Genomic DNA, 23568 nt, shown 5'->3' on the forward strand with positions numbered 1-23568 from the left:
GGGCTCCGAGGAAGTTCCCCTCTCCCCACCCCCCCCCCCCCCCCCCCCCCCCCCCCCCCCCCCCCCCCCCCCCCCCCCTCCCGGCCCCCCCCCCCCCCCCCCCCCCCCCCCCCACGGCGTTCCCGGCCCTCCCGGCGCGGTGAGAACGGCCGTACCCGCCACCCGCCCCGGCCGCGCCGTGACGCGCCTCACGCGGACTTCGCCGACGGCCCCACACGGGACCCGCCGGCGGCGTAGGCTCGCCCGTATGCCGATCCGCGCAGTGCTGTGGGACATCGACGACACCCTGTTCGACTACACGGGGGCCGATGCGGCCGGCCTGGCCGCCCACCTGCGCGACGAGGGGCTCGGAGAGCGCTACGGATCCCCGCACGAGGCCCTGGCCGTCTGGCGCAGGATCACGGAGCTGAACTGGGCCCGCTTCTCCGCCGGCGAGGTCAGCTTCCAGGGCCAGCGGCAGGACAGGGTGCGGGACTTCCTCGGCAGGCCCGCCATGACGGAGCCCCAGGCCGACGCCTGGTTCGACCGCTACGTCGAGCACTACAAGGCCGCCTGGGCGCTCTTCCCGGACGTCCTGCCCGCCTTGGACGCCCTCGCCGACACCCACCGGCACGGGGTGCTCTCCAACTCCTCCGCCGCCAACCAGGACCCCAAGCTGCGCCACCTCGGACTGCGCGACCGCTTCGAGGTGCTGGTCTGCGCCGCCGAGCTGGGGGTGAGCAAGCCCGACGCCGCCGCCTTCCTGGCCGCCTGCGAGGCGCTGGCGCTGCCTCCGGGCCAGGTCGCGTACGTGGGGGACCAGCCGGAGATCGACGCGCGCGGCGCCCGGGACGCCGGACTGACGGCCGTCTGGCTCGACCGGCAGGGCGGCAGAGGGCCCGGTCCCGCGGGCGTACACAGGATCGAGGGGCTCGACCGGCTGCCCGAGCTGCTGGCCGCGGATACCCGTTTTGGAGCACGGTCAGGCATCCGGTAATGTTCTTTCTGCGCCGGGGAGACGGGCCGAAAGGCCGGAAACCACAGGCGCCAACCAAACGAAAGGCCCCCAGGGGCTTGAAGTTCGGTGGGCTATAGTGTAATTGGCAACACGAGGGTTTCTGGTTCCCTTATTCTAGGTTCGAGTCCTGGTAGCCCAGCGCAGTGCAGTAGTAACGCAGTGCTTTGCCCCCGTTGTGTAGCGGCCTAGCACGCCGCCCTCTCAAGGCGGTAGCGCCGGTTCGAATCCGGTCGGGGGTACAGATCCTTCCCGCGGGATCTCCAGGGTCGCTCCCGGAGATCTTGATGCAGGATCGCTAGGGCCCCCGTTGTGTAGCGGCCTAGCACGCCGCCCTCTCAAGGCGGTAGCGCCGGTTCGAATCCGGTCGGGGGTACCAAGGTCTGGCAGGTCTAGACCATTGGGCTATAGTGTAATTGGCAACACGAGGGTTTCTGGTTCCCTTATTCTAGGTTCGAGTCCTGGTAGCCCAGCGCAGTACCGCAGTAAAGCTAGCCCCCGTTGTGTAGCGGCCTAGCACGCCGCCCTCTCAAGGCGGTAGCGCCGGTTCGAATCCGGTCGGGGGTACAAGAGGAGAGGCCCTCCGCGATCATCGCGGAGGGCCTCTTCCGTGTTTCCGGGGCCGTGCCGGGCCGGCCGGTGCCGGGATGCAAGTACGGGCCCGGAGGCGCGAGTTCGGACGTGTGCGGCGTCGTACGCGCCCCCGGACCCGGGGGTGTGTGGAGCAGGGCGGGTTCAGCCGGAGCGGCGCAGGGCCTCCGTCAGGCGGGCGGCCGCGTCGATGACGGCCTGGGCGTGCATGCGCCCCGGGTGGCGGGTCAGGCGCTCGATCGGGCCGGAGACCGACACGGAGGCCACCACGCGGTTCGAGGGGCCCCGTACGGGCGCCGAGACGGACGCCACGCCGGGCTCCCGCTCGCCGATCGACTGGGCCCAGCCGCGGCGGCGTACGCCGGACAGGGCCGTGGCCGTGAAGCGCGCGCCCTGCAGACCGCGGTGGAGCCGCTCGGGCTCCTCCCAGGCCATCAGGATCTGCGCGGCCGATCCCGCCTTCATCGGGAGCGTGGAGCCGACCGGGACGGTGTCCCGCAGGCCCGACAGCCGCTCGGCGGCCGCCACGCAGATGCGCATGTCGCCCTGACGGCGGTAGAGCTGCGCGCTCTCGCCCGTCACGTCACGGAGGTGCGTGAGCACCGGTCCGGCCGTCGCCAGCAGGCGGTCCTCGCCGGCCGCGGCGGCAAGCTCTGCCAGCCGCGGGCCGAGGATGAACCGGCCCTGCATGTCCCTCGCCACCATCCGGTGGTGTTCCAGTGCCACGGCCAGGCGATGTGCCGTGGGTCGTGCGAGCCCTGTCGCCGCGACCAGCCCGGCGAGGGTGGCCGGACCGGACTCCAGTGCGCTCAGTACCAGAGCTGCCTTGTCGAGAACGCCGACGCCGCTAGAGTTGTCCATGAAACGATATTCACGTCTCACACTGTGAAACGCAAGTTCAAATTTTCCAAGAACGAGCGAGTCTGTATGTGCGGGTCCACGAACCACTGGGTCCGAGCCGTCGTTCCGCGGGTGGGGTAGCGGGCGATCAGGCGCACCAGATCTCTAATAAGCGCCGGCACAACCGGCCGGCCGGAGGGAAAGCGATGGGTAGGACACTCGCGGAGAAGGTCTGGGACGACCACGTCGTCCGGCGTGCCGAGGGCGAGCCCGATCTCCTCTTCATTGATCTCCACCTGCTGCACGAGGTGACCAGCCCGCAGGCCTTCGAAGGCCTGCGCCAGGCCGGCCGCAAGGTCCGCCGTCTGGACCTCACCATCGCGACCGAGGACCACAACACCCCCACCCTCGACATCGACAAGCCGATCGCCGACCCGGTCTCCCGGGCCCAGCTGGAGACGCTGCGCAAGAACTGCGCCGAGTTCGGTGTCCGACTGCACTCGCTGGGTGACGTCGAGCAGGGTGTCGTCCACGTCGTGGGCCCCCAGCTGGGCCTGACCCAGCCGGGCACGACCGTGGTCTGCGGCGACTCGCACACGTCCACGCACGGCGCCTTCGGCGCGCTGGCCTTCGGCATCGGCACCAGCCAGGTCGAGCACGTGCTGGCCACCCAGACGCTGCCGCTGGCCCGCCCGAAGACGATGGCCATCACCGTCACCGGCGAGCTGGCCGAGGGCGTCACCGCCAAGGACCTGATCCTGGCGATCATCGCCAAGATCGGCACCGGCGGCGGCCAGGGCTACATCCTGGAGTACCGCGGCGAGGCCGTCGAGAAGCTCTCGATGGAAGCCCGCATGACCATCTGCAACATGTCGATCGAGGCCGGCGCCCGCGCGGGCATGATCGCCCCCGACCAGACCACCTTCGACTACCTGGAGGGCCGCGACCACGCCCCGCGGGGCGAGGAGTGGGACGCGGCGGTCGCCTACTGGAAGACGCTGCGCACCGACGAGGACGCCGTCTTCGACGCCGAGGTCGTCATCGACGGCGCCTCGCTGTCCCCGTTCGTCACCTGGGGCACCAACCCGGGCCAGGGCGCGCCGCTGTCGGCCAACGTCCCCGACCCGGCTTCGTACGAGGACGCTTCGGAGCGCCTGGCCGCCGAAAAGGCCCTGGAGTACATGGGGTTGACGGCCGGGCAGCCGCTGCGCGAGATCAAGGTCGACACCGTCTTCGTAGGTTCCTGCACCAACGGCCGCATCGAGGACCTGCGCGCCGTCGCCGGCATCATCGAGGGCCGCAAAGTCGCCGACGGCGTACGGATGCTGGTCGTTCCGGGCTCGGTCCGGGTCGCCCTGCAGGCCGTGGAAGAGGGCCTGGACAAGGTCTTCAAGGAGGCCGGCGCCGAATGGCGGCACGCGGGCTGCTCGATGTGTCTGGGCATGAACCCCGACCAACTGGCCCCCGGTGAGCGTTCCGCGTCCACCTCCAACCGCAACTTCGAGGGCCGGCAGGGCAAGGGCGGGCGCACCCACCTGGTCTCCCCGCAGGTGGCCGCCGCCACCGCGGTGCTGGGCCATCTGGCCTCGCCCGCCGACCTGTCCGCCGCCGACGCGACCGCCGGAGTCTGAACCATGGAAGCCTTCACCACCCACACCGGCCGGGCCGTTCCGCTGCGCCGCAGCAACGTCGACACCGACCAGATCATCCCGGCCCACTGGCTGAAGAAGATCACCCGTGACGGGTTCGAGGACGGGCTCTTCGAGGCCTGGCGCAAGGACCCGGAGTTCGTCACCAACCGCCCCGAGCGGGCCGGCGCGACCGTTCTGGTCGCCGGTCCCGACTTCGGCACCGGCTCCTCGCGCGAACACGCCGTCTGGGCCCTGCAGAACTTCGGCTTCAAGACGGTCATCTCCTCCCGCTTCGCCGACATCTTCCGCGGCAACTCGCTGAAGAACGGTCTGCTGACCGTCGTCCTGCCGCAGGAGACCGTCGACCGGCTGTGGGAGCTGACCGAGGCCGACCCCACCGCCGAGATCACCGTCGACCTGGTCGACCGCAAGGTCCGAGCCGAGGGGATCGAGGCGGAGTTCGAGCTCGACGACAATGCCCGCTGGCGCCTGCTGGAGGGCCTGGACGACATCTCGCTCACCCTTCAGAACGAAGCCGACATCGACGCGTACGAAAGCGGCCGCCCGGCCTTCAAGCCGCGCACCATTCAGCACTGATTCCTGCCTGATCAGCGCTTATTCACCCTTGGGTGATCACATCGGCAACACTGTGCCCCCCGCCTTCCGGCGGGGGGCACAGCCGTATGTTGAGGCCCCGTGAGGCGACAACTCGCCCCAGATGGCACAATCTGTGCATGGAACGCGACAGTCAACTCGAGCTCTACGAGCTCGTCGCGGACCGGTTGAAAGAAGCACACGCAAGGGTGCGCGCACTGCAAGTCCCGGAGGGCGTAAGGATGACGCTGTCCCGGAAGCTGTTGGTCGTCACTGCCGCGGCGAAGCACGATCTCGCCGACGCGGCAAGGCGCCTGGACAGGTTGATGAAGGACCTCGACGAGGGTCGATTCCCTGAAGGCGACTGATGCGAAGGAACTCCGTAACGGCCTACATCGTTGCGGCACTAGGGTGATTAGCCCGTTTCGTGTTTGATTTGCGGTATATATCCGCCTAACGTGCGAAATAAGCTTGAACACATTCGTTCTGGCGATGTCTCCGAAGGGGAAGACGTGAACAAGGCGCAGCTCGTAGAAGCGATTGCCGACAAGCTGGGCGGCCGCCAGCAGGCCGCGGACGCCGTCGACGCGGTACTGGACGCCATGGTCCGCGCGGTCGTCGCGGGAGACCGGGTCTCGGTCACGGGCTTCGGCTCGTTCGAGAAGGTCGACCGCCCGGCCCGCTACGCCCGCAACCCGCAGACGGGTGAGCGCGTCCGGGTCAAGAAGACCTCCGTCCCCCGCTTCCGCGCGGGTCAGGGCTTCAAGGACCTGGTCAGCGGCACCAAGAAGCTCCCCAAGGGCGACGAGGTCGCCGTGAAGAAGGCCCCGAAGGGCAGCCTGACCGGCGGCGCGTCCGCCACGGTCAAGAAGGCCGCCGCGAAGAAGGCCACCACGGCGAAGAAGGCCGCCGCGAAGACCACGGCCGCGAAGAAGACCGTGGCGAAGAAGGCCGTCGTGAAGAAGGCCGCGGCGACCGTCAAGAAGACCGCGGCGAAGACCACGGTCGCGAAGAAGGCCACGGCCACCGCCAAGAAGGCGGCCCCGGCCAAGAAGGCGGCGACGGCCGCCAAGAAGACCACCGCCACCGCGAAGAAGACCGCCCCGGCGGCCAAGAAGGCCACCGCGACGAAGGCGCCCGCCAAGAAGACGGCGACGCGCAAGGCCACCGCGAAGAAGACCACCGCCCGCAAGAAGTAAGGGCACGGGTTACACACGCCGGGCCGGCTTCCCCACCTGGGGAGGCCGGCCCGCGGTGCGTTCCCTCGCAGGTCACGGGCCTGTCGGCAGGCCCGGCACGGGGGTCAGAAGGTCTGCAGGGTCACCAGCGTGATGCGCAGGGCCGGGCCCTCGCCATCGGTCTCGATGCGGACCCGCTGCCCGGGACGCAGCAGTCGCAGGCCCCCCGCGTCGAAGGCCGCGGTCTCGAAGGGCACCGGGGTGCCGTCGTCCAGCAGCACACTGCCGCTGCGGGTCTGGGAGTCGTACGTGTACGCGGTCGCCTGCATACGGGAACTGTATCGGGCCGTGTGCCGCCCCACCCCTAGGGCCAGGGCCGTGCGCAGGTCCGCTCCCGTGTCCACGTCCCGGCGTACGCTCTCCACGTCCGCGAGGGCTATTTCCACCGCCCCCGAGGCCGAATGCCGGGCCCGGGAGGGGCCGCCGAACGAAGGTGCCAATTCCACGTCGGGAGCCGCGGAAAGCAGAGTGGTGCCGATTCCGGCCGCATCCGCCAGAAATGCCCGGGGAAAATGCCCCGCGATATCGAGCACACGTAGCAATTCCGGCGCCCGCAGGGCCGGCAGGTCGGCGTTCATCGCGGCCACCGCGGCCCCCGGCCGCCCCGCCCGCACCGCCCGCGCCCCGTGGTCCAGCGCGGCGTTGAGCCCCGCGCCCGGGACGTCCGGCAGGATCCGCGCCCCCAGCCGCGCCAGCTCCGCACCCGCCACCGCGTCGTCCGTGACGACCACCACATCCGCGACCGAGGCGCAGGCCAGCGCCCCCGCCACGGTGTCCTGGGCGAAGGCCAGCGCCAGCCCGGGCCGGGACGCGCCCACGGCCGCCGCGAGACGGCTCTTGGCCAGCGCCAAGGGCTTCAGCGGGACCACCAGGCTCCATGCGGCGTTCGTGGCGGCCCCCTTCACTACGGTGCGCTGCGGCACCCGCCCGACCCATCGGCAGGTCATGGCCCGGTCATCACTCGGCCCATTGTCGCCCCCGGGCGGCCGCAGGGGGGCCTCGCGGTTCCAGCGGGGCGTACGGTGTCCTCGACAGAGACCGGACCCGCAGCGACACTTGTCCGGCCCACAAGGTGCCCAAGCCACGCACCGGTCGTAGAGGAAGGTGTCCGAGTGCCCCGCCGCAGAATCGGCTTCTGGTACCGCCTGGCGGCGGTCATCGCAAAACCGCCGCTGGTAGTGCTCTTCAAGCGGGACTGGCGGGGAATGGATCACATTCCGGCCGACGGCGGATTTATCACCGCCGTCAATCACAACTCGTATCTGGACCCGCTCTCCTACGCGCACTTCCAGTACAACACCGGCCGGGTGCCGCGTTTGCTCGCCAAGGCGGGCCTCTTCAAGGTGCCTTTTGTCGGCATGATCCTGCGCGGATCCGGACAGATCCCCGTATACCGCGAGACCACCAACGCCCTGGACGCATTCCGGGCCGCCGTGGACGCGGTCGAGCGCGGTGAATGCGTGGCCTTTTACCCGGAAGGCACCCTCACCCGCGACCCGGAGATGTGGCCGATGGCCGGCAAGACCGGCGTCGCCCGCGTGGCGCTGATCACCAAGGCCCCCGTCATTCCCGTGGCCCAGTGGGGCGCGAATCTCGCGATGCCGCCGTACGCCAAGGAGAAAAAGGTCCGGCTGTTCCCGCGCAAGACCCTCCAGGTGCTCGCCGGACCGCCCGTGGACCTCTCGGCCTACTACGACCGCGAGCCCACTCCCGACGTCCTCAAGGGCGCCACCGAGGCCATCATGGCCGACATCACCAAGCTCCTGGAGGAGCTGCGGGGCCAGCAGGCGCCCGCCGAGCCGTACGACCACCGCAAGGCCAGGGCGGAACAGCGGCGCAAGGCCGCGGGGGAGGGCAAGAAGTGACACGTCCCGTGAAGGCGGCCGTCTTCGGAACCGGCTCCTGGGGCACGGCCTTCGCCGTCGTCCTCGCCGACGCCGGCTGCGAGGTGACCCTGTGGGGCCGCCGCCAGGAGCTGGCCGACGCCATCAACACCGGCCGGACCAACCCGGACTACTTCCCCGGCGTCGAACTGCCCGCGAACATCCGCGCCACCACCGACGCGGCCGAGGCCGCCCGGGACGCAGACTTCGCCGTCCTGGCCATCCCCTCCCAGACCCTGCGCGCCAACCTCGCCGAGTGGGCCCCGCTGCTGGCGCCCGACACCGTGCTCGTCTCCCTGATGAAGGGCATCGAACTCGGCACCGCCAAGCGGATGAGCGAGGTCATCGAGGAGGTGGCCAAGGTTCCCGCCGAGCGCGTCGCCGTCGTCACCGGCCCCAACCTGGCCCGCGAGATCGTCGCCCGGCAGCCCGCCGCCTCCGTCGTCGCCTGTGTGGACGAGGCGGTGGCCCAGCGCCTCCAGGCCGCCTGCCACACCCCGTACTTCCGCCCGTACACCAGCACCGACGTCATCGGCTGCGAGCTCGGCGGCGCCGTCAAGAACGTCATCGGCCTGGCCGTCGGCATCGCGGACGGCATGGGCCTGGGCGACAACACCAAGGGCTCGCTCATCACCCGCGGGCTCGCCGAAGCGACCCGCCTGGGCCTGGCGATGGGCGCCGACCCGCTCACCTTCTCCGGCCTCGCCGGCCTCGGCGACCTCGTCGCGACCTGCTCCTCGCCGCTCTCCCGCAACCACACCTTCGGCACCAACCTGGGCCGCGGGATGACCCTGGAGGAGACCATCGCGGTCACCAGCCAGACCGCGGAAGGGGTCAAGTCCTGCCAGTCCGTGGCGGATCTGGCACGCCGGTACGGAGTGGACATGCCGATCACCGACACGGTCGTCGAGATCGTGCACCACGGCAAGCCCCCGCTGGTCGCGCTGAAGGAACTGATGGGCCGCAGCGCCAAACCGGAACGTCACTGACACCTTTCCGGACGCTTGAGCGGGTACTCTCGTGGCGATATGAGCAGCGAGAACCTCCCCCAGACCCCTGAGCAGCAGGGCCGCAAGCCCCGCGTGGCCGTCGTCTTCGGCGGCCGCAGCTCGGAACACGCCATCTCGGTCGTCACCGCCGGCGCCGTGCTGCGCTCCATCGACCGCGCCAAGTACGAGGTGCTGCCCATCGGCATCACCACGGACGGCCGGTGGGCCCTGACCGCCGACGCCCCCGAGCGCATGGCCATCGCGGACCGGCAGCTCCCCAGCGTCGAGGCGCTGGCGGAGTCCCCGGACGGCACCGTCGTGCTCCCCGTCGACCCCGCCAGCCGCGAGGTCGTCTACACCGAGCCGGGCGCAGTCCCCAAGGCACTGGGCGAGGTCGACGTCGTCTTCCCCGTGCTGCACGGCCCCTACGGCGAGGACGGCACCCTCCAGGGCCTCCTGGAGCTCTCCGGGATCCCCTACGTCGGCTCCGGCGTCCTCGCCTCGGCCGTCGGCCAGGACAAGGACTACATGAAGCGGGTGTTCACGTCCTTCGGGCTGAACGTCGGCCCGTACGTGACCATCCGCCCCCGCGAGTGGGAAGCCGACCAGGACGCCGCCAAGGCGAAGATCCTGGACTTCGCCGGCGAGCACGGCTGGCCGCTGTTCGTCAAGCCCGCCCGGGCCGGCTCCTCCATCGGCATCACCAAGGTCGACGACGCCTCCGGGCTCGACGCCGCGATCCGCGAGGCCCGCCGCCACGACCCGAAGATCATCGTGGAGGCGCTGCTGCGCGGCCGCGAGATCGAGTGCGGCGTCCTGGAGTTCGAGGACGGGCCGCGCGCCAGCGCCCCCGCCGAGATCCCGCCGGTCTCCAGCCACGACTTCTACGACTTCGAGGCGAAGTACATCGACTCCGCCACCGGCCTCGTCCCCGCCCCGCTCACCCCGGAGCAGACCGCCGAGGTGCAGAAGCTCGCGATCGACGCCTTCGAGGCCGCCTCCTGCGAGGGCCTGGTGCGCGCCGACTTCTTCCTCACCGAAGACGGCACCTTCGTCATCAACGAGATCAACACCATGCCCGGTTTCACGCCGATCTCGATGTACCCGCGGATGTGGCAGGAGTCCGGCATCGAGTACCAGGAGCTGGTGGACCTCCTGATCCAGGCGGCCCTGCGCCGCTCCACCGGACTGCGCTAGCCGTACCCGTACAGCAGACCGCCCGCTGGAAGGCCCTCTTTCGAGAGCGCGCCAGCGGGCGGCGGTGTGCGCGGGGCGGACGGATCAGTACGAGGAGATCCCGGCCGGGACCGATGCGGCCACGGCGGCGGACAGACCGACGAGCATGCTCGCGTCCGTGGCATGCTCCTTGTCGATCCACACCTCCGTGTAGGCCAGCCGGCCCGTGGTGGTGAACCGCAGGCCGCCCTCCGGGGGCTGCTCCACCAGCCAGCCGACGCCGTTGACCTCGACGCCGTCCGCCTTGGGATCGGCCATCTTGGGGGGCTTGGGGATACCGCACCGCAGTACGATCGCCGAGCCGCCCCACGCGGCGGTCAGGTCCGTCTCCGGTTCGGTGACGGACCGGGCCAGCCCCGACACCGTCTCCGGGAGCTCCCTGTGCAGCGCCGCACAGAGCTGTGCGACACCGGCGGGCGGTGCGGGCGGGGGTGTCACCCGGGCCTCGGAGGCCCCGGGGGCACAGCCCGCCAGGGCCACGACCGCCACCAGGGCGGGCGGGGCCAGTAGACGGAGGGGCCGGTGGTGCGAAGACATCACCGGCCAAGACTAGACGGGGGCTACAGATGGACCACCGGGCAGGTCAGGGTGCGGGTGATCCCCTCCACCTGCTGGACCTTGGCGACCACCATGCGGCCGAGATCGTCGACGGTGTCGGCCTGGGCGCGCACGATCACGTCGTACGGCCCCGTCACGTCCTCGGCCTGGATCACCCCCGCGATCTTGGAGATGGACTCGGCGACGACCGACGCCTTGCCCACCTCGGTCTGGATGAGGATGTACGCCTGTACCACGGAACCTCCAGGGCGGCCACGAGGATCATTTCCCCTAACCTTCGGATGGGCCCGGGGACATCGGGCGGGCCCGGGGAAGAAGGGACGCCACGGTACCGCGTCGCCGCGTGCCACGGGGAGACCCGGGGGCCCGGCGCCACGCACAGCGGGGCGTACGCAGAGCAGAAGTTGACGTATCTGTTGACGGTACCCAGAGCTGTGACGGCTCGCGACCGCAAGCGGACTTGCCAAGAAGGGGCACAGCGATGAAGGGCACTGTGGGCGAGCTGGGGGAGTTCGGGCTCATTCGGGAGCTCACCTCACGGCTCACCACCACCCCGGCGGTCCGGCTCGGACCCGGGGACGACGCCGCGGTGGTGTCGGCCCCCGACCGGCGGGTCGTGGCGAGCACGGACATCCTGCTCGAAGGCAGGCACTTCCGCCGCGACTGGTCCACCGCCTACGACGTCGGCCGCAAGGCCGCCGCACAGAACCTGGCCGACATCGCCGCCATGGGCGCCGTGCCCACCGCGCTGCTGCTCGGCCTCGTCGTCCCGGCCGAGCTGCCGGTCACCTGGCCCACCGAGCTGATGGACGGCATCCGCGACGAATGCCAGGTCGCGGGCGCCGCCGTGGTCGGCGGCGACGTCGTGCGCGGCGACACCATCACCGTCTCGATCACCGCCCTCGGGGACCTGCGCAACCACGAGCCCGTGCTGCGCTCCGGCGCCCAGCCCGGGGACGTCGTCGCCGTCACCGGCTGGCTCGGCTGGTCCGCGGCCGGCTTCGCGGTGCTCTCGCGCGGCTTCCGCTCCCCGCGGGCCTTCGTCGAGGCCCACCGGCGCCCCGAGCCGCCCTACCACGCCGGCCCCGCGGCCGCCGGGCTCGGCGCCACCGCCATGACCGACGTCAGCGACGGCCTGATCGCCGACCTCGGGCACATCGCCGAGGCCAGCAAGGTCCGCATCGACCTGCGCTCGGGCGCCGTGGACATCCCGACCCAGATGCACGACATCGGCCAGGCCGTCGGCGTCGACCCGCTCCAGTGGGTGCTCACCGGGGGAGAGGACCACGCCATCGTGGCCACCTTCCCGCCCGACGTGAAGCTCCCGGCCCGCTGGAAGGTCATCGGGTCGGTCCAGCACCGCTCCGCCCTGCCCCAGGTGACCGTGGACGGCGCCCCGTGGACCAGCACCGGCGGCTGGGACCACTTCGGCGCCGACCCGGCCGACGGGGAGAGCGCGTGAGCGTCGCCGGGGCCGCCCCGCCGCTGTGCCTGACCGTCGCCGGATCCGATTCCGGCGGCGGTGCGGGCATCCAGGCCGACCTCAAGACCATGCTGGCGCTCGGCGTGCACGGCATGAGCGTGGTCACCGCCGTGACCGCCCAGAACTCGCTCGGCGTGAAGGGGGCCTGGGAGCTGCCCGCCGAGGCCGTCACGGCCCAGTACCGGGCCGTGGCGGACGACATCGGCGTGCACGCCGTCAAGACCGGGATGCTGTCCTCCGCCGTACTGGTGGAGACGGTGGCCGAACTGCTGGCCGGCACCCCCGCCCCCGCCGTGGTGGACCCCGTCGGGGTCTCCAAGCACGGGGACGCGCTGCTCGCCGCCTCGGCCCTGGACGCCGTACGCCAGGAACTGCTGCCCAGGGCCACGGTCGCCACCCCGAACCTGGACGAGGTGGCCCAGCTCACCGGGCTGGCCGTCGAGAACGAGGACGACATGCGGCGGGCCGCCGACGCGGTCCTCGGCTACGGGCCCCGGTGGGCGCTGATCAAGGGCGGCCACCTCGCGGCCCACGGCGACCAGGCCGTGGACCTGCTGAGCGACGGCTCCCGGGAGCTGTGGCTGCGGGCGCCCCGGCACGACAACCGGCACACCCACGGCACCGGCTGCACGCTCGCCAGCGCGATCGCCGCGGGCCTGGCCAAGGGCCTGGACGTCCCGCGGGCCGTGACGGCCGCCAAGGAGTACGTCACCGGCGCCATCGCCGCCGGCTTCGCCCTCGGCGGCGGCATCGGCCCGGTCGACCACGCCTGGCAGTGGCGCTGAGCGGATGCGAGGACACCTAAACGTTCAGGTGTCCTCGCGTCCGCTCCCGGACAAGGCAAAAGGCCGGTTCACCAGAGGTGAACCGGCCTTCTTGGCAACCGGAAAGGGCTGCGCTACGACGACGGGAGGCGTCAGCGCGAGACCTTGCCGGCCTTGATGCACGAGGTGCAGGCGTTGAGGCGCTTCGGCGTCCCATTGACCACGGCACGGACGCGCTGGATGTTCGGGTTCCAGCGACGCGAGGTGCGGCGGTGCGAGTGGGAGATGTTGTTGCCGAAGCTCGGCCCCTTGGCGCAAACGTCGCAGTTGGCAGCCACAGGTCACTCCAAGACTTCAGATGCAATTACGGTGGAATCCGGCGCACCGGAATCAGAGATCTGAAGTGGCTTGCCGGACGAATGACCCGACTCTCGACGGGCAACCTGAGCAGCATACAACGACTGCTTGGGTCCGAGAAAACTACCATGACGGGGCCCTGCTCCGCCCCGGGGCCCCCGAGCGGAGGGCTCCCTTCGTTACCCTGCGGTGAACCCTGGCCCGCACAAGGAGGAACGCCCGGTGGCGCACGAGCCTGGCCCGCACACCCTCGACGCCGAAGCGGTGCGCACCTGGAGCTCGCTGGCCCTGGCCGCACTGGGCCGGGCCCGCGAGGACATCGACGCGATCAACGTCTACCCGGTCGCGGACGCCGACACCGGAACCAACCTCTACCTCACCGCCGAGGCCGCCGACCGCGCCCTCGACGAGTCCCTCGCGGGCGTGACCGACCCCACAGCCGCCCCCGCCTCCCTCGCCGAGGCCGTACGGGCCTACGCGCACGGCGCCCTCATAGGCGCCCGGGGCAACTCCGGGACCATCCTCGCCCAGCTGCTGCGCGGAGTCGCCGACGTCCTCGGCGCCGACCCCGCCGACCCCGCCGACCGAGCCCCGGGCCCGCTCCTCGCCCAGGCCCTGACCCGCGCCGCCGAGGAGGCCTACCGGGCCGTCGCGCACCCGGTCGAGGGCACCATGCTCACCGTCGCCGGCGCCGCCGCCCGGGCCGGTGCCGCCGCCGGGACCGCGGCCGCCACCGCCGCCGAGGTGGCCCGCGCCGCCTACGACGGTGCCCGCGCCGCCCTCGCCGAGACCCCGGGGCAGCTCCCCGCGCTCGGGAACGCCGGGGTCGTCGACGCCGGGGGCTGCGGACTGGTCGCCGTACTCGGAGCCCTGTGGCAGGCGCTGTCCGGCCAGGAACCCGCCGCCGAGCCGGTGCGCGGCCCCGCCGTTCCCGTACCCGTGGCGCTGGACCCCGAGCCCTGCGGGCACGAGCAGGGCGGCCCCGCGTACGAGGTGGTCTACCTGCTGGAGGCCTCCGACGAGGCCGTCGCCGCGCTCCGCTCCGGCCTCGACCTGCTCGGCGACTCCCTTGTGGTGGTCGGCGGCGACGGGCTGTGGAACGTCCACGTGCACGTCGACGACCCCGGCGCGGCCGTCGAGGCCGGGGTGGAAGCCGGCCGGCCGCACCGGATCCGCATCACCCACTTCGGCGACCAGCGCCGCCGCGCGGCCGCCCCCCGGGCGCAGCGGGCCGTGGTCGCCGTCGTCCAGGGCGAGGGCCTGGCCGCCCTGTGCGGGGAGGCCGGCGCCACCACCGTGCTGGCCCGCCCCGGGGAGCAGCCCGCCGCCGCCGAGCTGCTCGACGCCGTCCGCCGGGCCCACGCCCGCGAGGTGGTCCTGCTGCCCGGCTGCCCCGAGCTGCGCGCCGCCGCCGCGGCCGCCGCCGAACAGGCCCGCGCCGAGGGCGTACGGGTCGCCGTGATCCCCACCCGCTCCGCGGTCCAGGGCCTGGCCGCCCTCGCCGTGCACGACCCGGACGGCAGCTTCGACGAGGACGTCGTCGCCATGACCGCGGCCGCCGGCGCCACCCGCTACGGGGAACTGGCCGTCGCCGAACGGCAGTCCTTCACCTCCGCCGGGATCTGCCAGGCCGGGGACGTCCTCGGGCTCATCGACGGAGACGTCGCCGTCATCGGCGAGGGCCTGCCCGAGACCGCCGAGGCCGTCCTGGAGCGGATGCTCGGCTCCGGCGGCGAACTGGTCACCCTCGTCCTGGGCCCCGAGGTCCCGGACACCCTGGCCGCGCGCCTGGAGACGTACGTCCAGCAGCGGCACCTGGCCGTGGACACCGTCACCTACAGCGGCGGCCGGTGGTCGGCGCCCCTGCTCATCGGAGTCGAATAGCCGGCTTGTCAGCGCGATGGTGTGCAATGGAACACGTGCCCGCGCTCGACGAAGACCTCAAGAAGACCCTCGGCCCCGCCACCGCCAAGGTGCTGGCCGAGCAGCTCGGCCTGCACACGGCCCTGGACCTGCTCCACCACTACCCCCGGCGGTACGCCGAGCGCGGCGAGCTGACCTCGCTGGCGGACCTCGCCGACCAGATCGACGAGCACGTCACCGTCGTCGCCCAGGTCGCCGACGCACGCCTGCTGACGTACCAGGGCAGCCGCGGCGGCGGGAAGCGCCTCGAAGTCACCATCACCGACGGCAGCGGCCGCCTCCAGCTGGTCTTCTTCGGCGCGGGCGTCCACAAGCCGCACAAGGAGCTGCTGCCCGGCAGCCGCGCCATGTTCGCCGGGAAGGTCTCCCGCTTCAACCACAAGCTCCAGCTCGCGCACCCGGCGTACGAGCCCCTCGGCGCCGACGCCTCCGACCGGGACGCCGCCACCGCCTTCGCCAACCAGCTGATCCCGATCTACCCGGCCTGCGCCAAGCTGGAGTCCTGGAAGATCGCCAAGTGCGTGGACGCGGTACTGCCCCGCGCCCAGGAGGCCGTGGACCCGCTCCCGCCCGCCCTGCGCGAGGGCCGCGGACTCGTCCCGCTCACCGAGGCCCTCCTCAAGATCCACCGTCCCGCCACCAAGGCCGACATCGAGGACGCCCGCCAGCGCCTGAAGTGGGACGAGGCCTTCGTCCTCCAGGTCGCCCTGGCCCGCCGCCGGCACGCCGACTCCCAGCTCCCGGCCGTCGCCCGCCGCGCCGCCCCCGGCGGCCTCCTCGACTCCTTCGACGCCAAGCTGCCCTTCACCCTTACCGAAGGCCAGCAGACCGTCTCCAAGGAGATCTTCGACGACCTCGCCACCAGCCACCCCATGCACCGCCTCCTCCAGGGCGAGGTCGGAAGCGGGAAGACCATGGTGGCCCTGCGCGCGATGCTGGCCGTCGTCGACTCCGGGGGGCAGGCCGCCATGCTCGCGCCCACCGAGGTCCTCGCCCAGCAGCACCACCGGTCGATCACCGAGATGATGGGCGAACTCGCCGAGCGAGGCATGCTCGGCGGCTCCGACCGGGGCACCAAGGTGGTCCTGCTCACCGGCTCCATGGGCACGGCCGCCCGCCGCCAGGCCCTGCTCGACCTGGTCACCGGCGAGGCCGGAATCGTCATCGGCACCCACGCCCTGATCGAGGACAAGGTGCAGTTCCACGACCTCGGCCTGGTCGTCGTGGACGAACAGCACCGCTTCGGCGTCGAACAGCGCGACGCCCTGCGCTCCAAGGGGAAGCAGCCCCCGCACCTGCTGGTCATGACCGCCACCCCGATCCCGCGCACCGTCGCCATGACCGTCTTCGGCGACCTGGAGACCTCCGTCCTCGACCAGCTGCCCGCCGGCCGCTCCCCGATCGCCACCCACGTGGTGCCCGCCAAGGACAAGCCGCACTTCCTCAGCCGGGCCTGGGAGCGGGTCCGCGAGGAGGTGGAGAACGGCCACCAGGCGTACGTGGTCTGCCCCCGGATCGGCGACGGCGAGGACGACCCGAAGAACAAGAAGAAGGCCTCCGCCGAGGACGAGGCCGAGAAGCGGCCGCCGCTGGCCGTGCTGGAGATCGCCGAACAGCTCACCCGGGGGCCCCTCGCCGGACTGTCCGTCGAGGTCCTGCACGGGCGGATGGACCCCGCCGACAAGGACGACGTCATGCGCCGCTTCGCCGCCGGCGAGGTCAAGGTGCTGGTCGCCACCACCGTCATCGAGGTCGGCGTCAACGTCCCCAACTCCACCGTCATGGTGATCATGGACGCGGACCGCTTCGGCGTCTCCCAGCTCCACCAGCTGCGCGGCCGCGTCGGCCGCGGCTCCGCCCCGGGCCTGTGCCTGCTGGTCAGCGAGATGCACGAGGCCAGCCCCGCCCGAGCCCGGCTCGGCGCCGTCGCCGCCACCCTCGACGGCTTCGAACTGTCCCGGATCGACCTGGAACAGCGCCGCGAGGGCGACGTCCTCGGCCAGGCCCAGTCCGGCGTCCGCTCCTCGCTGCGCATGCTCGCCGTCATCGAGGACGAGGAGGTCATCGCCCAGGCCCGGGAGGAGGCCGCCCGCGTCGTCGCCGCCGACCCCGAGCTGGAGCACCTGCCGGGGCTGCGTACCGCGCTGGACGCCCTGCTGGACGCCGAGCGGGAGCAGTACCTGGAGAAGGGCTGAGGCGCACGACCTATCGTTGGAGCCCAGAACGGAGGCCAGGGGCCTCCCCCGACCTCCCCAGAGAAGGACCCCAGATGACCCGCGTGATCGCCGGCACCGCCGGCGGGCGTCGGCTGGCCGTGCCGCCCGGCACCGGCACCCGCCCGACCTCCGACCGGATGCGCGAAGGGCTCTTCTCCACCTGGGAGTCCCTGCACGGCGTCGACGGCTCCCGCGTGCTCGACCTCTACGGCGGCTCCGGCGCCGTCGGGCTGGAGGCCCTCTCCCGGGGCGCCGCCCACACCCTGCTGGTCGAGGCCGACGCCAAGGCCGCCAAGGCCATCCGGGACAACATCAAGGCCCTGGGCCTGCCCGGCGCCGAATTCCGGGCCGGCAAGGCCGAGCAGATCGTGGCCGCCGCGGCGTCCGGCGACCCGTACGACATCGTCTTCCTGGACCCGCCGTACGCCGTGGAGCACGCCGATCTTGGCGAGATCCTCCTCACACTCCGCGCCAATGGCTGGCTCACCGACGACGCGCTCGTCACCGTGGAGCGCAGCACGAGGAGCGGTCCGTTCCCGTGGCCGGAGGGGTTCGAGCCGCTGCGTTCGCGCAAGTACGGCGAAGGCACCCTTTGGTACGGTCGCGCCGCCTTCACCAGCGAAGACTCATGAACGAGGGAGCTCAGTTGCGCCGCGCCGTCTGTCCGGGGTCCTTCGATCCCATCCACAACGGACACCTCGACGTCATCGGACGCGCCTCCAGGCTCTACGACGTCGTGCATGTCGCCGTGATGATCAACCCGTCGAAGAAGGGCCTGTTCACCGTCGAGGAGCGGATCGAGCTGATCCGCGAGGCGACGGCGGACTACGGCAACGTCCAGGTCGAGTCCTTCCACGGACTGCTCGTCGACTTCTGCAAGCAGCGGGACATCCCGGCCATCGTCAAGGGCCTGCGCGCGGTCAGCGACTTCGACTACGAGCTCCAGATGGCCCAGATGAACATGGGCCTCTCGGGCGTCGAAACGCTGTTCGTACCGACCATCCCCACCTACAGCTTCCTGTCGTCCTCCCTGGTCAAGGAGGTCGCCACCTGGGGCGGCGACGTCGCCCACCTGCTGCCCGCGCACGTCCACGCGGCACTGGTCGAACGGCTGCGCGCGAAGTGACCCGGCGGCGGACGGGCTGAGCTTCACCGGCCCGTCCCACACGTCCGTCCGGGGGCCCTACAGTCGTCTCGTCAGTCCGAGGCAGAGAGAGCGCGGCCCCCATGGACGTACAGAAGAAGCTGGACGAGATCGTCGCGGCCGTGGGCGGCGCCCGCACCATGCCGATGTCGGCCTCCTGCGTGATCAACCGCGCGGAACTCCTCGCGCGGCTCGAAGACGTACGCAAGGCCCTGCCCGGCTCGCTCGCCCAGGCCCGGGAACTGATCGGCGGGCGCGAGCAGATGGTCGAGGAGGCCCGCCGGGAGGCGGAGCGCATCATCGCGTCCGCCCACGCCCAGCGGGGCTCGCTGATCTCCGACACCGAGATCGCCCGCCGCTCGCAGGGCGAGGCGGACCGGATCCTGGCCGAGGCCCGCCGGGAGGCCGCCGAGATCCGGGCCGAGGCCGACGACTACGTCGACAGCAAGCTCGCCAACTTCGAGGTCGTGCTCAGCAAGACCATCGGCTCGGTGGACCGCGGCCGCGAGAAGCTGCTCGGCCGCGGACCCGGCACGGACGAGCGGGGCTACGACGACAGCGGCGCCCCCGAGCCCAGCACCGACCCGGAGACCCGGCGCGAGCAGGCGGACGCGTACGTCGACCAGAAGCTCGCCACCTTCGAAGCGGTGCTCTCCAAGACCCTGGAGGCCGTCGGCCGGGGCCGCCAGAAGCTCCTGGGCCGGGTGCCCACGGACGACCTCGGCGCGCACATGGCCGCCCAGGACGCCGCCGGGGCCCAGGGGGCCCGCCCGTCGAGCGACGCGGAGTTCCTGGCCGGCCTGGCGGACCCGGGCCCCGGGCCGCTGCCGGTGCCAGCCCAGCCGGAGCCCGTGTACGACACCTACGCCGCCGCGTACCCCGCGCAGCCGGCCCCGCACCCCCAGCAGGACGGCTACGCGTACCAGGACCCCTACTCGGGCTACCCGCAGCAGCCGGACCCGTACGGCGGCTACCAGCAGCAGCCCGACCCGTACGCCTACTACCAGCAGCCCCAGCAGCCCCAGCAGCCGCAGCACCCCCAGCAGCCGGCGCTCGACGAGACCAGCCTCTTCGACACGAGCATGATCAACCTGGACCAGCTGCGCCAGTACGGACAGGGGCACTGAGCCCGGATTGGGCTCAGGGCGAAGCGCCGGGTATCCTGGCTCTTCGGTCGCGCGTATGCGTCGCGATCCATGCTGCCCGTGAGCGGCGGAATCTTTGATCTTCAGCGATCTGTGAAAGCAGGAACAGCCCTGAACACCCGCCTCGACCACCGCAACCCCCTCGTGTTCGATACGCACGAGCTGGGCCGGCGTCCTGGTGCCATGTTGCGGCTGTCCCGCGAGATCGCGGCGCCGGCGGACTTCGGTCTCGTCGACGTCATCGGAGTGCCGGAGGGCGCCCCGCTGAAGCTCAACCTCCGCCTCGAGTCGGTCATGGAAGGGGTGCTTGTCACAGGCACCGTCCGTGCATCGGCGACGGGGGAGTGCGTAAGGTGTCTGGAGACCGTCGAGCGCGAGCTCAAGGCGGACTTCCAGGAGATGTTCTCGTACCCTGACGCCGACGACCGGGGCCGCCCCAAGGCGGAGCCGGCCGACGACGCCGAGGACGACGAGGACATGCTCTTCCTCGAGGACGGTTTGTTCGACCTCGAACCCGTGCTGCGCGATGTGGTGGTGCTCGCACTGCCCATGCAGCCGGTGTGCCGGGAGGACTGTCTCGGACTGTGCCCCGATTGCGGGCTCAGCCTGAACGACGACCCGGAGCACCACCACGACGCCGTCGACATCCGTTGGGCGGCTTTGCAGGGACTCGTCACCGATCAGGGCGATGAGAAGGACAACATGAGCGGCACTGCGTCTGACGGAGTTCAGAGCGCCGCCGAGAAGCAGGAGAAGTAGCCGTGGCTGTTCCGAAGCGGAAGATGTCGCGCAGCAACACGCGCCACCGCCGGTCGCAGTGGAAGGCTGCGGTCCCCACCCTGGTTTCGTGTGAGCGTTGCCAGGAGCCGAAGCTCCAGCACATCGCGTGCCCGAGCTGCGGCACCTACAACAAGCGCCAGGTCCTCGAGGTCTGAGCGGCTGGTGAGAGGCGCAATGTCTGAGCTGTCCAACGCTGAGAAGCAGGCAGACAGTAACAACGCGGCCTCGTCCCACACGCTTCTGGAAGGGCGGCTCGGGTATCAACTCGAGTCCGCCCTTCTGGTGCGTGCGCTGACCCACCGTTCGTACGCGTACGAGAACGGCGGTCTGCCCACCAACGAACGCCTGGAGTTCCTCGGGGACTCCGTGCTCGGCCTGGTGGTCACGGACACGCTGTACACGACCCACCCCGACCTGCCGGAAGGCCAGCTGGCCAAACTGCGGGCCGCGGTGGTCAACTCTCGTGCGCTGGCGGAGGTCGGGCGCGGCCTCGAACTCGGCTCCTTCATCCGGCTCGGCCGGGGCGAAGAGGGCACGGGCGGCCGGGACAAGGCCTCCATCCTTGCCGACACCCTTGAAGCGGTGATCGGCGCGGTCTATCTCGACAAGGGCCTCGACGCGGCCTCGGAGCTGGTCCACCGGCTCTTCGACCCGCTCATCGAGAAGTCCTCCAACCTCGGTGCCGGCCTGGACTGGAAGACCAGTCTCCAGGAGCTCACGGCAGCCGAGGGTCTCGGCGTACCGGAATACCTGGTCACCGAGACGGGACCGGACCACGAGAAGACCTTCACAGCTGCCGCCCGCGTCGGTGGTGTCTCGTACGGCACCGGTACCGGCCGCAGCAAGAAGGAAGCGGAGCAGCAGGCCGCGGAGTCCGCCTGGCGCGGCATCCGCGCCGCCGCGGACGAGCGGAAGGCGGCGGAAGCCGCTGCCGCCGCCGCGCCGGCACAGGTCGACGGGGCGTCGGCGCCCGCCGACCCGGCGCCGGACGCCTGACCGCTTTCTTCTACAGTGACCCCGTCGCACCCCGGTGCGGCGGGGTTTCCTGTTCGACGCCGCGCCCCCTGCCAGGAGGAACACCATGCCCGAGCTGCCCGAAGTGGAAGTGGTACGGCGCGGCCTGGAGCGCTGGGTGGCCGGCCGGACCGTCGAGGCGGTGGAGGTGCTCCACCCCCGGGCCGTACGCAGGCACCTGGCGGGCGGTCCCGACTTCGCGGCGCGCCTGGCGGGCCAGACCATCGGGGTGCCCCGGCGGCGCGGGAAGTACCTGTGGCTGCCCCTGGAGGGGCGGGACCTGTCCGTCCTCGGCCACCTCGGGATGAGCGGGCAGCTGCTGGTGCAGCCGACCGGTGCCCCCGACGAGAAGCACCTGCGGATCCGGCTGCGCTTCGCCGACGACACGGGCACCGAGCTGCGCTTCGTCGACCAGCGCACCTTCGGTGGGCTCTCGCTGCACGAGACCGTCCCCGGCAGCGACGAGGGGCTGCCGGACGTGATCGCGCACATCGCCCGCGACCCGCTGGACCCCCTCTTCGACGAAGGGGCCTACCACCGGGCGCTGCGCGCCAAGCGCACCACCGTCAAGCGGGCGCTGCTGGACCAGTCGCTGATCAGCGGGGTCGGCAACATCTACGCCGACGAGGCCCTGTGGCGCGCGAAGCTGCACTACGAGCGCCCCACCGCGACCCTCACCCGCCCCCGGAGCGCGGAACTCCTCACCCATGTGCGGGAGGTCATGGACGCGGCGCTCGCCGTCGGCGGGACCAGCTTCGACAGCCTGTACGTCAACGTGAACGGCGAGTCCGGCTACTTCGACCGGTCGCTCGACGCCTACGGGCGCGAGGGCGAGCCCTGCCGCCGCTGCGGCACCCCGATACGGCGCCGGGCGTGGATGAACCGGTCCAGCTACTTCTGCCCGCGCTGTCAGCGGCCGCCGCGCGCCGCGTCGTAGGTCTCGCGGGAGACGAGCACCTCGTCCATGCTGCCCTCCAGCAGGTGGATCAGGGCGAGCAGGCGCTCGGCGACCTCGCGCCCCAGGGGGGTCAGCTCGTAGTCGACGCGCGGCGGGTTGGTCGGCTGCGCCTCGCGCAGGACTATGCCGTCGCGCTCCAGGGCGTGCAGCGTCTGGGAGAGCATCTTCTCGCTCACGCCGTCGACACGGCGGCGCAGCTCGTTGAACCGGCAGGGGCCCTCGCGCAGCGCGCCCACGGTGAGGCTGCCCCAGCGGCCGGTGACGTGCTCCAGGGTTTCCCGCGAGGGGCAGGCGCGTGCGAAGACGTCGAACGGCAGGTCGGCCGGGATGGCTTCGGTACAGGCAGGGTTCTCCATGGAGCAAGCGTACTCCCGGGCAGCGCTAACTGTCTGCTTGCGCTTTCCAAAAGTTAGTGCTTCTCTTGTTCCAGCGCAGCACTGCGCCCCGGTCGCACTGCGGCGCCCCACGCTCTTGAGGAGAACAGCCATGTCCGCGAACACCCCCACCCCCGTCGTCTCCGTCGCCTACCACTCCGGCTACGGGCACACCGCCGTCGTCGCCGAGGCCGTACGGGCCGGCGCCGCCGACACGGGCGCGACGGTCCACCTGATCAAGGTCGACGAGATCACCGACGCCGAGTGGGCGCTGCTGGACGAGTCGGACGCGATCATCTTCGGCTCGCCGACCTACATGGGCACCGCGTCGGGCGCCTTCCACGTCTTCGCCGAGGCCACCTCGAAGCGCTGGTTCGGCGACGCCTGGCAGGACAAGGTCGCGGCGGGCTTCACCAACTCCGCCTCCAAGGCCGGGGACAAGCTGAACACCCTGCAGTACTTCCAGATGCTGGCCTCGCAGCACGGCATGAGCTGGGTCAACCTGGGGCTGAAGCCGGGCTGGAACTCCACCGCCGGCACCGAGTCCGACCTCAACCGCCTCGGCTTCTCCTCCGGCGCGGCGGCCCAGACCAACTCCGACGAGGGTCCGGAGGGCGTCCACAAGGCCGACATCGCCACCGCCGAGCACCTGGGCCGGCGCGTCGCCGAGCACACCCGCGTGGTCGTCGCGGGCCGGGCGGCCCTGGCGGCGGCCGCGGTCTGAGCCCCCGCCTAGGCCCTGTCCGGGCGATCTTCGCGGGCCCGCCACGTCCGGCACGGCACCTCGCCGCGTTGTCGGAGCGCGCGAGTACGGCCGAGTACGAGCTGCGCTCCTCCGCCTTGCGATGCACCGCAC

Annotated in this window: 25 protein-coding genes, 5 tRNA genes and 1 pseudogene; 25 read left to right on the top strand and 6 right to left on the bottom strand. The window is 71.5% G+C overall.

Annotated features, from left to right (window positions below; genetic code table 11):
* Positions 1-247 precede the first annotated feature (247 nt).
* From ACZ7IF_RS37240 to ACZ7IF_RS37265, 6 genes are all read left to right on the top strand, one after another.
* Entirely contained in the window at positions 248-976 is a 729-nt protein-coding gene (locus ACZ7IF_RS37240) for an HAD family hydrolase (protein ID WP_470981233.1), read from the top strand.
* Between the two features lie 88 nt (positions 977-1064).
* Positions 1065-1136, top strand: a tRNA-Gln gene (locus tag ACZ7IF_RS37245).
* Between the two features lie 27 nt (positions 1137-1163).
* Positions 1164-1236 (top strand) — tRNA-Glu (locus ACZ7IF_RS37250).
* A gap of 61 nt (positions 1237-1297) precedes the next feature.
* Positions 1298-1373, top strand: a tRNA-Glu gene (locus ACZ7IF_RS37255).
* 22 nt (positions 1374-1395) lie between these two features.
* A tRNA-Gln gene (locus ACZ7IF_RS37260) sits at positions 1396-1467 on the top strand.
* A gap of 21 nt (positions 1468-1488) precedes the next feature.
* Positions 1489-1561, top strand: a tRNA-Glu gene (locus ACZ7IF_RS37265).
* Between the two features lie 168 nt (positions 1562-1729).
* On the opposite strand, the gene ndgR is transcribed toward ACZ7IF_RS37265, so the two are convergent.
* On the bottom strand, positions 1730-2446 hold the full coding sequence (gene ndgR / locus ACZ7IF_RS37270) for an IclR family transcriptional regulator NdgR (protein ID WP_007266782.1): 717 nt from the start codon (positions 2444-2446) through the stop codon (positions 1730-1732).
* Positions 2447-2631: 185 nt separating this feature from the next.
* Here ndgR and leuC point away from each other — a divergent pair, with 185 nt between their 5' ends.
* From leuC to ACZ7IF_RS37290, 4 genes are all read left to right on the top strand, one after another.
* On the top strand, positions 2632-4056 hold the full coding sequence (gene leuC, locus ACZ7IF_RS37275; RefSeq protein ID WP_470981235.1) for a 3-isopropylmalate dehydratase large subunit: 1425 nt from the start codon (positions 2632-2634) through the stop codon (positions 4054-4056).
* Between the two features lie 3 nt (positions 4057-4059).
* Entirely contained in the window at positions 4060-4653 is a 594-nt protein-coding gene (leuD, locus tag ACZ7IF_RS37280; protein WP_470981237.1) for a 3-isopropylmalate dehydratase small subunit, read from the top strand.
* Positions 4654-4790: 137 nt separating this feature from the next.
* Positions 4791-5018: an SCO5555 family protein gene (locus ACZ7IF_RS37285; protein WP_007266785.1), complete on the top strand. Its 228-nt coding sequence runs from the start codon at positions 4791-4793 to the stop codon at positions 5016-5018.
* Between the two features lie 144 nt (positions 5019-5162).
* Positions 5163-5849, top strand: a complete 687-nt coding sequence (locus tag ACZ7IF_RS37290) for an HU family DNA-binding protein (protein WP_470981239.1) — start codon at positions 5163-5165, stop codon at positions 5847-5849.
* Between the two features lie 313 nt (positions 5850-6162).
* Here ACZ7IF_RS37290 and cofC read toward each other — a convergent pair.
* Positions 6163-6835 (bottom strand): annotated as a pseudogene (cofC, locus tag ACZ7IF_RS37295) (2-phospho-L-lactate guanylyltransferase); the annotation flags it as partial.
* A gap of 165 nt (positions 6836-7000) precedes the next feature.
* Between cofC and ACZ7IF_RS37300 the strand changes: the two are divergent.
* Genes ACZ7IF_RS37300 through ACZ7IF_RS37310 form a run of 3 tightly spaced genes read left to right on the top strand, consistent with a single transcriptional unit; the run spans position 7001 to position 9957 of the window.
* A complete protein-coding gene (locus tag ACZ7IF_RS37300; protein WP_470981241.1) occupies positions 7001-7753 on the top strand; it encodes a lysophospholipid acyltransferase family protein in 753 nt (250 codons plus the stop codon).
* Positions 7750-8760 (top strand): NAD(P)H-dependent glycerol-3-phosphate dehydrogenase, encoded by a 1011-nt coding sequence (locus ACZ7IF_RS37305; protein ID WP_007266789.1) that lies wholly within the window; start codon positions 7750-7752, stop codon positions 8758-8760. Before ACZ7IF_RS37300 ends, ACZ7IF_RS37305 begins: the two co-directional genes overlap by 4 nt.
* Before the next feature lie 39 nt (positions 8761-8799).
* Positions 8800-9957 carry a D-alanine--D-alanine ligase family protein gene (locus tag ACZ7IF_RS37310; RefSeq protein WP_470981243.1) on the top strand — a complete coding sequence of 386 codons (1158 nt, stop codon included), beginning with the start codon at positions 8800-8802 and terminating at the stop codon, positions 9955-9957.
* Between the two features lie 84 nt (positions 9958-10041).
* On the opposite strand, the gene ACZ7IF_RS37315 is transcribed toward ACZ7IF_RS37310, so the two are convergent.
* Positions 10042-10533, bottom strand: coding sequence for a DUF3515 family protein (locus ACZ7IF_RS37315; RefSeq protein WP_470981245.1), 492 nt, complete (start codon positions 10531-10533; stop codon positions 10042-10044).
* 23 nt (positions 10534-10556) lie between these two features.
* A complete protein-coding gene (locus ACZ7IF_RS37320; RefSeq protein ID WP_007266792.1) occupies positions 10557-10790 on the bottom strand; it encodes an Lrp/AsnC ligand binding domain-containing protein in 234 nt (77 codons plus the stop codon).
* Positions 10791-11035: 245 nt separating this feature from the next.
* On the opposite strand from ACZ7IF_RS37320, the gene ACZ7IF_RS37325 reads away from it, so the two are divergent.
* Complete coding sequence (locus tag ACZ7IF_RS37325) at positions 11036-12016, top strand: thiamine-phosphate kinase (protein ID WP_125594580.1); 981 nt, start codon at positions 11036-11038, stop codon at positions 12014-12016.
* A complete protein-coding gene (gene thiD / locus ACZ7IF_RS37330; RefSeq protein ID WP_470981247.1) occupies positions 12013-12822 on the top strand; it encodes a bifunctional hydroxymethylpyrimidine kinase/phosphomethylpyrimidine kinase in 810 nt (269 codons plus the stop codon). Before ACZ7IF_RS37325 ends, thiD begins: the two co-directional genes overlap by 4 nt.
* 131 nt (positions 12823-12953) lie before the next feature.
* Here the strand turns inward: thiD and rpmB are convergent, their stop codons facing one another.
* Positions 12954-13139 carry a 50S ribosomal protein L28 gene (gene rpmB, locus ACZ7IF_RS37335; protein WP_007266795.1) on the bottom strand — a complete coding sequence of 62 codons (186 nt, stop codon included), beginning with the start codon at positions 13137-13139 and terminating at the stop codon, positions 12954-12956.
* 241 nt (positions 13140-13380) lie between these two features.
* Between rpmB and ACZ7IF_RS37340 the strand changes: the two genes are divergently transcribed.
* The 9 genes from ACZ7IF_RS37340 to mutM all read left to right on the top strand — a co-directional run bounded on the left by ACZ7IF_RS37340 (position 13381) and on the right by mutM (position 22317).
* Complete coding sequence (locus tag ACZ7IF_RS37340) at positions 13381-15042, top strand: DAK2 domain-containing protein (RefSeq protein WP_470981249.1); 1662 nt, start codon at positions 13381-13383, stop codon at positions 15040-15042.
* 26 nt (positions 15043-15068) lie between these two features.
* On the top strand, positions 15069-17276 hold the full coding sequence (gene recG, locus ACZ7IF_RS37345; RefSeq protein WP_470981251.1) for an ATP-dependent DNA helicase RecG: 2208 nt from the start codon (positions 15069-15071) through the stop codon (positions 17274-17276).
* Between the two features lie 74 nt (positions 17277-17350).
* The gene (rsmD, locus tag ACZ7IF_RS37350) at positions 17351-17929 is read left to right on the top strand and encodes a 16S rRNA (guanine(966)-N(2))-methyltransferase RsmD (protein ID WP_285343554.1); all 579 of its coding nucleotides are present in this window, start codon (positions 17351-17353) and stop codon (positions 17927-17929) included.
* A 14-nt stretch (positions 17930-17943) separates the two neighbouring features.
* Positions 17944-18423, top strand: a complete 480-nt coding sequence (gene coaD, locus ACZ7IF_RS37355; RefSeq protein ID WP_470981263.1) for a pantetheine-phosphate adenylyltransferase — start codon at positions 17944-17946, stop codon at positions 18421-18423.
* Between the two features lie 101 nt (positions 18424-18524).
* Positions 18525-19568 carry a DivIVA domain-containing protein gene (locus ACZ7IF_RS37360; RefSeq protein ID WP_470981252.1) on the top strand — a complete coding sequence of 348 codons (1044 nt, stop codon included), beginning with the start codon at positions 18525-18527 and terminating at the stop codon, positions 19566-19568.
* A 69-nt stretch (positions 19569-19637) separates the two neighbouring features.
* Positions 19638-20345: a YceD family protein gene (locus ACZ7IF_RS37365; protein ID WP_470981254.1), complete on the top strand. Its 708-nt coding sequence runs from the start codon at positions 19638-19640 to the stop codon at positions 20343-20345.
* 2 nt (positions 20346-20347) lie between these two features.
* Positions 20348-20521: a 50S ribosomal protein L32 gene (gene rpmF, locus ACZ7IF_RS37370; protein ID WP_003965982.1), complete on the top strand. Its 174-nt coding sequence runs from the start codon at positions 20348-20350 to the stop codon at positions 20519-20521.
* A 19-nt stretch (positions 20522-20540) separates the two neighbouring features.
* Complete coding sequence (rnc, locus tag ACZ7IF_RS37375) at positions 20541-21362, top strand: ribonuclease III (RefSeq protein ID WP_470981255.1); 822 nt, start codon at positions 20541-20543, stop codon at positions 21360-21362.
* A gap of 85 nt (positions 21363-21447) precedes the next feature.
* Positions 21448-22317, top strand: a complete 870-nt coding sequence (gene mutM / locus ACZ7IF_RS37380; protein ID WP_470981257.1) for a bifunctional DNA-formamidopyrimidine glycosylase/DNA-(apurinic or apyrimidinic site) lyase — start codon at positions 21448-21450, stop codon at positions 22315-22317.
* Here the strand turns inward: mutM and ACZ7IF_RS37385 are convergent.
* Positions 22290-22694: a winged helix-turn-helix transcriptional regulator gene (locus ACZ7IF_RS37385; RefSeq protein WP_470981259.1), complete on the bottom strand. Its 405-nt coding sequence runs from the start codon at positions 22692-22694 to the stop codon at positions 22290-22292. The two genes, mutM and ACZ7IF_RS37385, sit on opposite strands and share 28 nt — an antisense overlap.
* A gap of 130 nt (positions 22695-22824) precedes the next feature.
* Here ACZ7IF_RS37385 and ACZ7IF_RS37390 point away from each other — a divergent pair, with 130 nt between their 5' ends.
* Positions 22825-23436, top strand: a complete 612-nt coding sequence (locus ACZ7IF_RS37390; RefSeq protein ID WP_470981261.1) for a flavodoxin family protein — start codon at positions 22825-22827, stop codon at positions 23434-23436.
* Positions 23437-23568 lie beyond the last annotated feature (132 nt).

Source organism: Streptomyces sp. NPDC037421 (assembly GCF_055602105.1).

What these genes read in the sequence shown, in the direction of transcription:
- ACZ7IF_RS37240 (WP_470981233.1), top strand. Translation starts at nt 248, where the DNA reads ATGCCGATCCGCGCAGTGCTGTGGGACATCGACGACACCCTGTTCGAC.
- ACZ7IF_RS37360 (WP_470981252.1), top strand. Translation starts at nt 18,525, where the DNA reads ATGGACGTACAGAAGAAGCTGGACGAGATCGTCGCGGCCGTGGGCGGC.
- ACZ7IF_RS37325 (WP_125594580.1), top strand. Translation starts at nt 11,036, where the DNA reads ATGAAGGGCACTGTGGGCGAGCTGGGGGAGTTCGGGCTCATTCGGGAG.
- leuD (WP_470981237.1), top strand. Translation starts at nt 4,060, where the DNA reads ATGGAAGCCTTCACCACCCACACCGGCCGGGCCGTTCCGCTGCGCCGC.
- rnc (WP_470981255.1), top strand. Translation starts at nt 20,541, where the DNA reads ATGTCTGAGCTGTCCAACGCTGAGAAGCAGGCAGACAGTAACAACGCG.
- mutM (WP_470981257.1), top strand. Translation starts at nt 21,448, where the DNA reads ATGCCCGAGCTGCCCGAAGTGGAAGTGGTACGGCGCGGCCTGGAGCGC.
- recG (WP_470981251.1), top strand. Translation starts at nt 15,069, where the DNA reads ATGGAACACGTGCCCGCGCTCGACGAAGACCTCAAGAAGACCCTCGGC.
- ACZ7IF_RS37310 (WP_470981243.1), top strand. Translation starts at nt 8,800, where the DNA reads ATGAGCAGCGAGAACCTCCCCCAGACCCCTGAGCAGCAGGGCCGCAAG.
- ACZ7IF_RS37365 (WP_470981254.1), top strand. Translation starts at nt 19,638, where the DNA reads ATGCTGCCCGTGAGCGGCGGAATCTTTGATCTTCAGCGATCTGTGAAA.
- leuC (WP_470981235.1), top strand. Translation starts at nt 2,632, where the DNA reads ATGGGTAGGACACTCGCGGAGAAGGTCTGGGACGACCACGTCGTCCGG.
- ndgR (WP_007266782.1), bottom strand. Translation starts at nt 2,446, where the DNA reads ATGGACAACTCTAGCGGCGTCGGCGTTCTCGACAAGGCAGCTCTGGTA.
- rsmD (WP_285343554.1), top strand. Translation starts at nt 17,351, where the DNA reads ATGACCCGCGTGATCGCCGGCACCGCCGGCGGGCGTCGGCTGGCCGTG.
- ACZ7IF_RS37390 (WP_470981261.1), top strand. Translation starts at nt 22,825, where the DNA reads ATGTCCGCGAACACCCCCACCCCCGTCGTCTCCGTCGCCTACCACTCC.
- ACZ7IF_RS37285 (WP_007266785.1), top strand. Translation starts at nt 4,791, where the DNA reads ATGGAACGCGACAGTCAACTCGAGCTCTACGAGCTCGTCGCGGACCGG.
- ACZ7IF_RS37385 (WP_470981259.1), bottom strand. Translation starts at nt 22,694, where the DNA reads ATGGAGAACCCTGCCTGTACCGAAGCCATCCCGGCCGACCTGCCGTTC.
- ACZ7IF_RS37315 (WP_470981245.1), bottom strand. Translation starts at nt 10,533, where the DNA reads ATGTCTTCGCACCACCGGCCCCTCCGTCTACTGGCCCCGCCCGCCCTG.